Raw genomic sequence first — 11634 nt, 5'->3', positions numbered from 1 at the left:
ATTGCCGTCTATCCTTGGGGGTGTGACGGCTAAAGCCATCTGATTACCTATTTTTTATATTGAATCCTTAAAGGAGTGCGGCACATGTCAAAAGGGCATTCGCTACAAGACCCTTACTTGAATACTTTACGTAAAGAGAAAGTTGGGGTGTCTATCTACCTGGTCAACGGTATCAAACTGCAAGGCACGATCGAGTCTTTCGACCAGTTCGTAATCCTGCTGAAAAACACCGTCAGCCAAATGGTTTACAAACACGCTATCTCTACAGTGGTGCCGGTTCGTCCAATTCGTCTGCCTAGCGCAACCGAATCCGAAGCAGGTGACGCTGAGCCAGGTAACGCCTGATAGGAGTCTCCTTTGTTCTTTGAGCGCCACGGTGGTGGTGAACGAGTCATCCTCGTTCACTTGGATGGACAGGACCCTGAGGCGCGCGAAGATCCGCAGGAGTTTCAGGAGTTGGCTAATTCGGCCGGCGCCGAGACCGTTGCGTTTTTTAACGTGCCGCGTCATCGGCCAACCGCCAAATTCCTGATCGGCAGCGGCAAGGTCGAGGAGCTGCGCGACCTGGTCAAGGCCGAAGAAGCCGATCTGGTGATCTTCAATCACATCCTCACGCCCAGTCAGGAACGTAACCTCGAACGTGTTTTCGAGTGTCGCGTGATCGACCGTACCGGTCTGATTCTCGATATTTTCGCCCAGCGCGCCCGTACCCATGAAGGCAAGCTCCAGGTCGAACTGGCCCAGCTTGACCACATGAGCACCCGGCTGGTTCGCGGCTGGACTCACCTTGAGCGTCAGGGCGGCGGCATCGGCATGCGTGGCCCGGGTGAAACCCAGCTGGAAACCGACCGCCGTTTGCTGCGGGTTCGCCTGCGCCAGATCAAGGGCCGACTGGAAAAGGTACGCAGCCAGCGCGAGCAGTCGCGACGCGGTCGCTCGCGTGCGGATATTCCTACCGTATCCCTGGTGGGGTACACCAACGCCGGTAAATCCACGCTCTTCAACAACGTGACGAAGTCCGACGTGTACGCGGCTGATCAGTTGTTTGCCACGCTGGACCCGACCTTGCGTCGTCTGGAACTGGACGACCTGGGGCCGATTGTCCTGGCGGACACTGTGGGCTTCATTCGTCACTTGCCCCACAAGCTGGTTGAGGCATTTCGGTCTACCCTCGAAGAGTCGAGCAACTCCGACCTGTTGTTGCACGTGATCGATGCGGCCGAACCGGATCGCATGTTGCAGATCGAGCAGGTGATGGTGGTGCTGGGCGAGATTGGTGCCCAGGACTTGCCGATCCTCGAGGTCTATAACAAACTCGATTTGCTTGAAGGCGTTGAGCCACAAATCCAGCGCGACGAAAACGGCAAGCCCCAGCGGGTCTGGTTGTCGGCGCGTGATGGCTCGGGGCTGGAATTGCTTGAGCAAGCCATTGCCGAGTTACTTGGCAGTGATTTGTTTATCGGTACCCTGCGCTTGCCGCAACGATTCGCTCGACTGCGTGCGCAGTTTTTCGAACTCGGTGCGGTGCAGAAAGAAGAGCACGACGAAGAAGGCATCAGTTTGCTGGCCGTTCGTTTGCCCCGGGTCGAGTTGAATCGACTGGTAAGCCGCGAAGGATTGCAGCCGATGGAATTCATCGAGCAACACACTTTGCAATAAAAGCCTGAGAAAGCGGTTGTGCCGTGGTGACAGGCATTCTGTAGCATTGGTCGGCGCGCCGTGGGTGCGTCTTTGCTTTATCAGATGGAGAGCGCTATGGCTTGGAATGAGCCGGGTGGCAACTCGAATAATCAGGACCCTTGGGGTGGCAAACGTCGTAATAACGGCGACCGCAAGGGACCACCGGATCTCGACGAGGCCTTCCGAAAGCTGCAGGAAAGCCTGAACGGGTTGTTCGGTGGTGGTAAGAAACGTGGCGGTGACGACGGCGGTGGTTCGGGCAAGAGTGGCGGCTTTGGCGGCCTGCTCGGCATCGGCCTGGTCGTCCTGGCGGCCGTATGGCTGTACAGCGCAGTCTATGTCGTCGACGAGCAGGAGCAAGCCGTGGTGCTGCGCTTCGGCAAGTACTACGAAACCGTCGGTCCCGGCCTGAATATCTACTTCCCGCCGATCGACAAGAAGTACATGGAAAACGTTACGCGTGAGCGTGCGTACACCAAGCAGGGCCAGATGCTGACTGAAGACGAGAACATCGTCGAAGTGCCGCTGACCGTGCAGTACAAGATCAGCAACCTGCAGGACTTCGTGCTGAGCGTCGATCAGCCGGAAATCAGCCTGCAGCACGCGACCGACAGTGCCTTGCGCCACGTGGTGGGTTCCACCGCAATGGACCAGGTGCTGACCGAAGGTCGTGAATTGATGGCCAGCGAGATCAAGGAGCGTCTGCAACGCTTCATGGATACCTATCGCACCGGCATCACCGTTACCCAGGTCAACGTTCAGAGCGCAGCGGCACCGCGTGAAGTCCAGGAAGCCTTCGATGACGTGATCCGTGCCCGTGAAGACGAGCAGCGTTCGCGTAACCAGGCTGAAACCTATGCCAACGGCGTCGTGCCGGAAGCTCGTGGTCAGGCTCAGCGTATTCTCGAAGACGCCAACGGCTACCGTGACGAAACCGTCTCGCGTGCCAAGGGTGAGGCTGATCGCTTCACCAAACTGGTCGCCGAGTACCGCAAGGCACCTGAAGTCACCCGCCAGCGTCTGTACCTGGACACCATGCAGGAAGTCTTCAGCAACACCAGCAAGGTGCTCGTGACCGGCAACAAAAATGGCCAGAGCAACCTGTTGTACCTGCCGCTGGACAAAATGGTCGAAAGTGGCCGCAGCACCAGCACTCCGGTGAACAGTGCGGCAGCCACCAGCAATGAAGCGAATGCGCGTGCCGCAGCTGATCTGCAGCAACAGCAAGCACGTACCAGGGAGAGTCGCTGATGAGCAATAAATCGCTGATCGCCCTTATTGTCGGCGTCGTCGTGGCGATCGCTGCCTGGAACTGCTTCTACATCGTGGCTCAGACCGAGCGCGCGGTGTTGCTGCAGTTTGGTCGCGTGGTTCAGGCCGATGTTCAGCCGGGCCTGCATGTGAAAGTGCCTTACGTTAACCAGGTGCGTAAATTCGACGCACGCCTGATGACGCTGGATGCACCGACGCAGCGCTTCCTGACGCTGGAAAAGAAAGCCGTGATGGTCGATGCCTACGCCAAGTGGCGTGTGAAGGACGCAGAGCGTTTCTACACCGCAACTTCCGGCCTCAAGCAGATTGCCGACGAGCGTTTGTCCCGTCGTCTGGAATCGGGCCTGCGTGACCAGTTCGGTAAGCGCACCTTGCACGAAGTGGTGTCCGGTGAGCGTGATGCGCTGATGGCGGATATCACGGCTTCGCTGAACAAGATGGCTGAAAAAGAACTGGGTATCGAAGTTGTCGATGTCCGGGTCAAGACCATCGACCTGCCGAAGGAAGTGAACCGCAGCGTGTTCGAGCGTATGAGCACCGAGCGTGAGCGTGAAGCTCGTGAGCACCGCGCCAAGGGTAACGAGCTGTCCGAAGGCATCCGTGCCGACGCCGATCGTCAGCGCCGCGTTCTGCTGGCTGAAGCCTATCGTGAATCTGAAGAGGTTCGCGGTGACGGTGATGCCCAGGCCGCAGCGATTTACTCCAAGGCGTACGGTCAGGACCAGGAGTTCTACGCGTTCTACCGTAGCCTGCGTGCTTACCGTGAAAGCTTTGCAAGCAAATCCGACGTCCTGGTCCTCGACCCAAGCAGTGACTTCTTCCACTACCTGGAAAAAGCCAAGCCTTGACACGGCGTTAGCCTGAATTATCCCGCCGGGCGGCTAAAACCTCTGGCGGGGTGATCCTTTGGGAAAACGTGTGTATGATGCGGCAGCCGGGAAATTCCCGGCTTTTTTGCGTCTGCATGTTTGATTGCGGTTTTTTGAGCAGGCGACGGGCTGAATGGCCCGACAGTTTTTCGAGGAAAGTGATTGGCGAAGCCGGTTAGAGGGCTTTTCGCTCCGTCGCTCATGCGCGTGGTTTGTGCGCAAGCTGATCATTTTCTGCTTCACTCAAGGCTCGCCGACAGGCTGGTCGCCCGGAGATAGGGGAAGGCGTAATGGCAACGGTAGACCGCTGGCTTCTGCCAGATGGCATCGAAGAAGTACTGCCACCGGAAGCTGCGCGCATTGAAGTTGCGCGTCGTCAGGTGTTGGATCTGTTCCAGAGCTGGGGTTACGAGTTTGTCGTGACTCCCCATATCGAGTACCTGGAATCCCTGCTGACCGGCGCGGGCCAGGATCTGGATCTGCGCACCTTCAAGGTCATCGACCCGCAATCGGGCCGGCAGATGGGTTTCCGTGCTGACATCACGCCGCAAGTGGCGCGCATCGACGCGCACACCTTGCGTCGCGAAGGCCCAAGCCGTCTGTGCTATGCCGGTAGTGTTCTGCACGCTCAGCCTCGCGCCTTGTCGTCCTCGCGCAGCCCGATTCAACTGGGTGCCGAGTTGTACGGCGACGCGAGTCCGAGCAGCGACGTAGAAGTCATCAGCCTGATGCTGGCCATGCTGCAACTGGCCGATGTGCCGGATGTGCACATGGACCTCGGTCATGTTGGTATCTACCGTGGCCTGGCCCGTGCCGCCGGTTTGTCCGGTGAGGTCGAGCAGCAGTTGTTCGATGCGCTGCAACGCAAGGCCATCGACGAGGTCATTACCTTGACCGAAGGTTTGCCTGCCGATCTGTCGGGCATGCTGCGTGCGCTGGTCGACCTGTGTGGCGGTCGTGAAGTGCTGAGCGCTGCCCGCGAGCGTCTGGCCAAGGCGCCGGCTCCGGTATTGGCTGCGCTGGATGACTTGCTGGCAATTGCCGAGCGTTTGTCCGTGCGTTTCCCGCAATTGCCGCTGTACTTCGACCTGGGCGAGTTGCGCGGCTATCACTACCACACCGGCGTCGTGTTCGCGGTGTTTGTACCGGGTGTTGGCCAGTCCATTGCCCAGGGCGGTCGTTACGACGACATCGGCGCCGACTTCGGTCGCGCTCGTCCGGCTACCGGCTTCTCCACCGATTTGAAAACCCTGGTGACCCTGGGGCGTGCTGAGATCGAGCTACCGTCTGGCGGTATCTGGATGCCTGACAGTACGGATGCGGCACTCTGGCAGCAGGTTTGCCAGTTGCGCAGTGAGGGTCAGCGTGTCGTTCAGGCATTGCCTGGGCAACCATTGGCCGCCGCCCGTGAAGCGGACTGCGACCGGCAATTGATCCAGCAGAACGGGCTTTGGCAAGTATCGCCACTGGCTTCTTGAGTTTTCCTGCCGGCTGCCGCCGGCACCAAGTTTGCGCGAATGAGGACAAGTGTTATGGGTAAGAATGTCGTAGTCCTGGGCACCCAATGGGGTGATGAGGGCAAAGGCAAGATCGTTGATCTGCTGACCGAACATGCTGCCGCCGTAGTGCGCTACCAGGGTGGCCACAACGCTGGCCACACGCTGGTGATCGACGGCGAAAAAACCGTCTTGCACCTGATCCCGTCGGGCGTGCTGCGCGAAGGCGTGCAGTGCCTGATCGGCAACGGCGTGGTGGTTGCACCTGACGCCCTGCTGCGCGAGATCATCAAGCTGGAAGAAAAAGGTGTGCCGGTGCGCGAGCGTCTGCGCATCAGCCCGTCCTGCCCGCTGATTCTGTCCTTCCACGTTGCGCTGGACCAGGCCCGTGAAAAGGCCCGTGGCGAGCTGAAGATCGGTACTACCGGTCGCGGCATCGGCCCGGCCTACGAAGACAAGGTTGCACGTCGTGGCCTGCGTGTGGGCGACCTGCTCAACATGCCGCGCTTTGAAGACAAGCTGCGTGAACTGGTGGATTACCACAACTTCATGCTGGTGGGTTACTACAAAGAGCCGGCCATCGAATTCGACAAGACCCTGGCCGAATGCAAAGAATACGCTGAGCTGCTCAAGCCGCTGATGCTGGACGTGACTGCCGAGCTGCACGACCTGCGTCGCGCTGGCAAAGACATCATGTTCGAAGGCGCTCAAGGTTCGTTGCTGGATATCGACCACGGCACCTACCCGTACGTGACCAGCTCTAACACCACCGCTGGCGGCGTTGCTACCGGTTCGGGTGTTGGCCCGATGTTCCTGGACTACATCCTGGGCATCACCAAGGCCTACACCACGCGTGTAGGTTCGGGTCCATTCCCGACTGAGCTGTTCGACGAAGTCGGTGCGCACCTGGCCAAACAAGGTCACGAGTTCGGCGCGACGACCGGCCGTGCTCGTCGTTGTGGCTGGTTCGACGCCGTCATCCTGCGTCGCGCTATCGATGTGAACAGCATCTCGGGCATCTGCCTGACCAAGCTGGACGTGCTCGACGGTCTGGAAACCATCAACATCTGCGTCGGCTACAAAGATGCAGAAGGCAACGCGGTTGCCCCGACTGACGCTGACAGCTACGTGGGCCTGCTGCCTGTGTACGAAGAAGTGCCGGGCTGGACCGAGTCGACCGTGGGTGCCAAGACCCTGGAAGAGCTGCCGGCTAATGCCCGAGCTTACATCAAGCGCGTCGAAGAGTTGATCGGCGCGCCGATCGACATTATTTCGACGGGCCCGGACCGCAACGAAACCATCGTTCTGCGCCATCCGTTCGCTTGATAAGCTGTTGATGTAAAACACAAAGGCCCCTTAATCGGGGCCTTTGTCGTTTATGCCTGTCGGGCGGCATGACCTTTGCTGTTAGCTTTGCCTAAACGTCACTTTTGGCGTGCCATTAATTTAATGGCGTTTAAGCAGAGGGATATCAAGTGTCGGCCGTTCTCTCATTGTTACAGAGCCGTTTGTTGCGGCCCGTGTTCGTTACCCTTGGTATCGCCCTTTTGGTGCAGGTGCTGGTCGCTGTTGCGCTGACCCGGAGCACGGTGACGGCGCTTGAAGCCGATCTGGGCATGCGCCTGGGCGCCGATAGCCAAAAACTTTCCGGGGAGCTTGAGCAGGCGGGGCGCGAAGTTACGTCGAGCCTCGACAGCCTCTCCACCAGTACGCGTCAACGCCTGACGGCCGGCTTGTCCGCGCGACTGAAGGACGAGCAGGCGCAGTTGCGCGCAACGCTGGAAAAAGACCTGAAGGACTCCGCCAACGACATGGCGCAGCTGTTGGCCTCTGTCGCGCCTCGCGCCATGTGGGACAACGACGTTCCGACCCTGTCCGAATTCGCTAGACGTGCCCAGCGCAATCCGAACGTGCTGTTCGTGGTCTACGACGACGCCACTGGCCAGCATCTGACGCGCTACCTCAACCGGGAAAACCCGATCAACAAGGCCCTTTTGGAAAAAGGCCAGGGCGAGCGTGCGTTGGACAAGGTGCTGGATGCGGCGAAAAACGACCCGTCGGTTTTCTATATCGAGGCCTCGATCAATCCTAACGGCGTGGAAATCGGCAAGGTCTTGATGGGTGTCTCGACCGCCTCGGTGGAAACCGATCTGGCGGCGCTGGACAAGCGTTTTTCCGCGTTGATTGCCAGCAGCGACCAGCTCGTGGGCGACAGCCTGAAAGGCGCGGCAGCTGACAGTGCGGCGGCCATGGGCGCGCGACTGCAATCGGCTCAGGCCACGGCATCTGAAATGAAGGTCAATACCACCAGTACCGTGCAGGAGGCTGCGGCCACCTTGCGTTGGCGCATTGGTTTGAGCCTGGCGCTGGTCGGCTGTGGCGTGCTGTTGTTGCTGGCAGTAGTGCTCGGTCGTCGAGTGGTCAATCGCCTGAAAATGCTGATTGTGGCCATGGATGATCTGGCGGCGGGCGAGGGTGATCTCACCAAGCGTGTGCAGATCAGCAGCAAAGATGAAATCGGCGACATGGCATCGGCAGTCAATCGCTTTGTGGATAAGTTGCAGCCGATCGTGCGCGAGGCGGGTGATGTGGCCCAGCGCACCGGTGTGGAAATCGGTGCCATGACCTTGCGCAATGCCGGAGCCGATGCGGCGGCGGGCATGCAGCGCGATGAAGTCGCTGAAAGTCTGCGCGCGTTGTCGCAAATGGCTGATGAGGCCCAATCTGAAAGCCACGCGATGCAGGCGGCGTTGAAGCAGGTTGTCGAAATCCGCCAGGCCACCGATGAAAACACTCGGACTGCGGCGAAAGTCGGCGGTCTGATCGAAGCGCTGGCGGGTCAGGTCGGTACCGGGGCGCAAGTCATCGAGCGTCTGGCGCAACAAAGTGAGCAAATCGAAGTGGTGCTGACGGTGATCCACGGCATCGCCGAGCAGACCAATCTGCTGGCGTTGAACGCGGCCATCGAAGCGGCGCGCGCGGGTGAGACCGGGCGCGGATTTGCCGTGGTGGCGGATGAGGTGCGGGCGTTGGCAAGCAAGACCCAAAGCTCTACGGGTGATATTCAGGCGCACATCGTGGCGTTGCAGCAAGGTGCGCGGGAAGCGGTAGCAGCGATTGGTCAGGCTGGGCGCCAGGCTAGCGAAGGGTTGCTGGTATTGCGTGACAGTGCGCGGTTGCAGCAGTCGGTGCAGGCGTCGGTCGAGCAGGTTCACGCGGCAATTGGTCTGGCGACTCAGGCTGCTGAGCACCAGGCGAAAGGCGCGCAAGCGGTGCGCGGTCGGGTCCAGACCATTCATGCGCAGGCCGAGAAGGCCGCTCAGGCAGTGGTGGAAACCACGGTCAGCGGCAAGGTGCTCGATGGCTTGGCGGCGCAACTTAAAGCCAGTCTGGGGCAGTTCAGGGCTTAAAAGATCAAAGATCGCAGGCTGCGATCTTTTGCTAGCGACTCAAATACATCCGGGTTGTCAGCAAATAAACCGGCAACCCTGACACCACAATCAACAACGCCGCATAAGGCGCCGCCGCCGCAAACTCCACATTTGCGGTATGCGCCCACACTTCCGTTGCCAGTGTATTCAGCCCTGTCGGACTCAACAGCAGCGTCGCCGTCAGCTCCTTCATTGCATCCAGAAACACCAGCGCGAACGCCGCCCCCAGCGCCGGAAAAATGATCGGCAGCGTCACCCGGCAAAAAGCGCTGAACGACGAAGCGCCCAGCGTTCGCGCGGCTTCTTCCAGTTGCGGCGCGGCCTTGGTCAGGGCGGTGCGAATCGGCGCCTGCGCCAGCGGCAGAAACAGCAACGCATAAGCGATCAGCAGCAGCGCCGAAGTCTGGTACAGCGCCGGCACATAATGCAGGGCGAAATACACCAGGGTCAGTGCGATCACCAGTCCCGGCAGCGCATGCAGCAGGTAGGGCAGGCGTTCGGCCCAGATTGCCAGTTGGCCTTTGTAGCGCACCACCAACAATCCCACTGGCACCGCCAGCACCAGGCACAACGCAGCGCCGCCCAGAGACAGCGCGAGGGATGAAAGCAATGCTTCGCTGATTGCTGCCACCGGAAACGCCGCCGATGAACCCACAGCCAACCAGTAAGCCAGCATGCCCAGCGGAATCCCGCTGCCGATGATTGCCAAAAACAGGCAGTAAAGTTGTCCGGCGACCACCCACGGCCCCAATTGAACCTGCTCCGCCTGTCGCGCCGCGCCCTGGCCAGTACGTACATGCCGACCCTTGCCGCGAACGCGCAGCTCCAGCCACAACAACATCAGGCACAGCGCCAGCAGGACCGCTGACAACATGGCTGCGTTGGCGTTGCTGAATTCCAGCTCGAACTGTTGATAGATCGCCGTGGTGAAAGTTTGCAGGCCGATGATCGACAGCGCGCCAAACTCCACCAGCATGTGCAGCGCAATCAGCAGTGAACCGGCGAGTAACGAAGGCCAGAGCAGGGGCAGAGTAACCTTGAAGAATACGCCCCAACGATTCTGCCCCAGCGTACGCGCGGACTCTTCGAGAGCTGGGTCGAGGTTGCGCAGGGTGGCCGCCACCGGCAGGAAAATCAGCGGGTATTTGGACAGGCTCATCACCAGGATGGCCCCGCCGAGTCCCTCGAAATGTGCGCTCAGTGAAACCAAGGTGAAGCTGCTGACAAAAGCCGGCACGGCGAACGGCAGGCAGAGAATCACGCCCCACAATCGTCGGCCCGGCAGATTGCTGCGCTCCAGTAGCCAGGCCAGCGACAAACCGATTACCCCGCAAGTAACGGTGACACCGATCATCAAGGCGAGGGTGTTGCGCAACAAGCCGAAGACATAAGGTCGCCACAGCAAGTGCAGCGCTTCTGCCCAGCCGGCTTGCCAAGCCTTAAGGCCGACATACAGCAGAGGCAGCAAGCTAAGCGCAACCAGCAGCAGTACGGGCAACATCAGCCAGATAGAAGGCCGCTTGCGGCGCGGTGCATATCCCGTGTGCGTAGAAAGTGAAGCGCCCATCAATTCAGGCCAACGTCGCGTTCCAGATCCAGCGCCTCTTCAGCATTGCCGAGATCGGCGGGGGTGACTTTCGGTGCTTCCAGTTCGCTGAACGGCTTGAGCCCACGATCCGACTCCATGCCTTTGTGCAAAGGATATTCGGCGGTGGTCTGGGTGATTACGCGCTGGCCTTCTTCACTGGCCATGTAGGCGAGCAATTGCTGGGCTTCTTTTGGGTGTTTGCTGGATTTCAGGACGGCAGCGCTGGACACGGTGATCAACCCGCCGACGTCGCCGCCGGTGAAGTAATGCAGTTTCGAATCGAGCTGGCCTTTTTCCCGTTGCAGGGCAAACCAGTAGTAGTTGTTCACCAGTACAGTGGCCACTTCGCCATTTTCCACGGCTTTGAGCGCGACCATGTTGTTGCTGTAAGTCTTGCCGAAAGCGCGCAGGCCGGTCAGCCATTCTTCGGCTGCATCCATGCCGTGCACTTTGATGATTGCCACGGCTTGTTCCTGGAAGGCGCCGCTGGTGGGTACGAAGCCGACCTTGCCTTGCCATTTTGGATCGGAGAACTCCATCAGCGATTTTGGCAGGTCTTTTTCATCGATCAATTTGGGGTTGAACGCCACGACGCGAACCCGGGCGGTGACGCCAATCCAGGTACCGTTGCCGGCTACGTATTCTTTGGGCAGAACCGCCAGGGTGGCGTCATCGGTCTTGGCCAGCAAGCCTTGCTCGCCGAGTTTATTCAGTGGTGGCGATTCTTCGGTGTGGATCACGTCGGCGGGGGAGCGGTCGCCCTCTTCGACAACCTGGCTGGCGAGTTGATTGCTGCTGCCTTTGCGGACATTGACGTGAATGCCGGTTTTGGCTTCGAAAGCTTTGGCGACTGCGTCGCCGACTTCTTTGTGCTGACCGTTGTAGAGCGTCAGGGCAACCGGGTCGGCGGCTTGGGTGAAGGGAGTGGCGAGTGCCAGGCCGAGGAGGGTGGTGATCAGGCCGCGGCGCAGGGTATTTCGAAACATCATTCGCAGGGTTCCTCACTGTCACATTGCAAAAACTTGTAACAATGATAAACGATATTGTTTCTCAAATGAGCTTTACAGGTTGAGTAATTCCTGTGGGAGCGAGCCTGCTCGCGATGGGTGTGAGCGATGACGCGAACTGACTGGAGAATTGTGTCGTTTGGAAAATTATCGCGAGCAGGCTCGCTCCTATGTATGGACTCGCCCCCACTGTCTACCTGCTTTTTAAACACTGCTACCCGGTTGCATCTATGTATAAGGCCTATTCGAGGAAGCCATCTTTGGCTTCTGGCCAACATTGGTTGAGCTCAC

Annotated in this window: 9 protein-coding genes; 7 read left to right on the top strand and 2 right to left on the bottom strand. The window is 59.3% G+C overall.

The genetic code is table 11. The annotated features are described in order from the left end of the window. The first annotated feature begins 84 nt into the window (after positions 1-84). From hfq to CKW15_RS26505, 7 genes are all read left to right on the top strand, one after another. Entirely contained in the window at positions 85-345 is a 261-nt protein-coding gene (gene hfq / locus CKW15_RS26535; protein ID WP_007902656.1) for an RNA chaperone Hfq, read from the top strand. A 12-nt stretch (positions 346-357) separates the two neighbouring features. Continuing rightward, entirely contained in the window at positions 358-1659 is a 1302-nt protein-coding gene (gene hflX, locus CKW15_RS26530) for a ribosome rescue GTPase HflX (RefSeq protein WP_095056368.1), read from the top strand. Between the two features lie 96 nt (positions 1660-1755). Further along, positions 1756-2931 carry an FtsH protease activity modulator HflK gene (gene hflK / locus CKW15_RS26525; protein WP_053153689.1) on the top strand — a complete coding sequence of 392 codons (1176 nt, stop codon included), beginning with the start codon at positions 1756-1758 and terminating at the stop codon, positions 2929-2931. Continuing rightward, the gene (gene hflC / locus CKW15_RS26520) at positions 2931-3800 is read left to right on the top strand and encodes a protease modulator HflC (RefSeq protein ID WP_095056366.1); all 870 of its coding nucleotides are present in this window, start codon (positions 2931-2933) and stop codon (positions 3798-3800) included. The genes hflK and hflC overlap by 1 nt, the downstream gene beginning before the upstream one ends. A gap of 311 nt (positions 3801-4111) precedes the next feature. Then, on the top strand, positions 4112-5299 hold the full coding sequence (locus CKW15_RS26515; RefSeq protein ID WP_095056365.1) for an ATP phosphoribosyltransferase regulatory subunit: 1188 nt from the start codon (positions 4112-4114) through the stop codon (positions 5297-5299). A gap of 54 nt (positions 5300-5353) precedes the next feature. Continuing rightward, positions 5354-6643 carry an adenylosuccinate synthase gene (locus tag CKW15_RS26510; RefSeq protein WP_095056364.1) on the top strand — a complete coding sequence of 430 codons (1290 nt, stop codon included), beginning with the start codon at positions 5354-5356 and terminating at the stop codon, positions 6641-6643. Between the two features lie 149 nt (positions 6644-6792). Then, the gene (locus tag CKW15_RS26505; protein WP_095152966.1) at positions 6793-8727 is read left to right on the top strand and encodes a methyl-accepting chemotaxis protein; all 1935 of its coding nucleotides are present in this window, start codon (positions 6793-6795) and stop codon (positions 8725-8727) included. Between the two features lie 31 nt (positions 8728-8758). Here CKW15_RS26505 and CKW15_RS26500 read toward each other — a convergent pair whose 3' ends face one another. Then, positions 8759-10315: an iron ABC transporter permease gene (locus CKW15_RS26500; protein WP_095152965.1), complete on the bottom strand. Its 1557-nt coding sequence runs from the start codon at positions 10313-10315 to the stop codon at positions 8759-8761. Next, positions 10315-11325 (bottom strand): extracellular solute-binding protein, encoded by a 1011-nt coding sequence (locus CKW15_RS26495; protein WP_095152964.1) that lies wholly within the window; start codon positions 11323-11325, stop codon positions 10315-10317. Before CKW15_RS26495 ends, CKW15_RS26500 begins: the two co-directional genes overlap by 1 nt. Positions 11326-11634: the final 309 nt, after the last annotated feature.

It is taken from the genome of Pseudomonas sp. Irchel s3b5 (genome assembly GCF_900187435.1).
GTDB lineage: Bacteria > Pseudomonadota > Gammaproteobacteria > Pseudomonadales > Pseudomonadaceae > Aquipseudomonas.
Note: the sequence above shows the minus strand (reverse complement) of the source record. Positions and strands in the feature narration are given on the sequence as shown.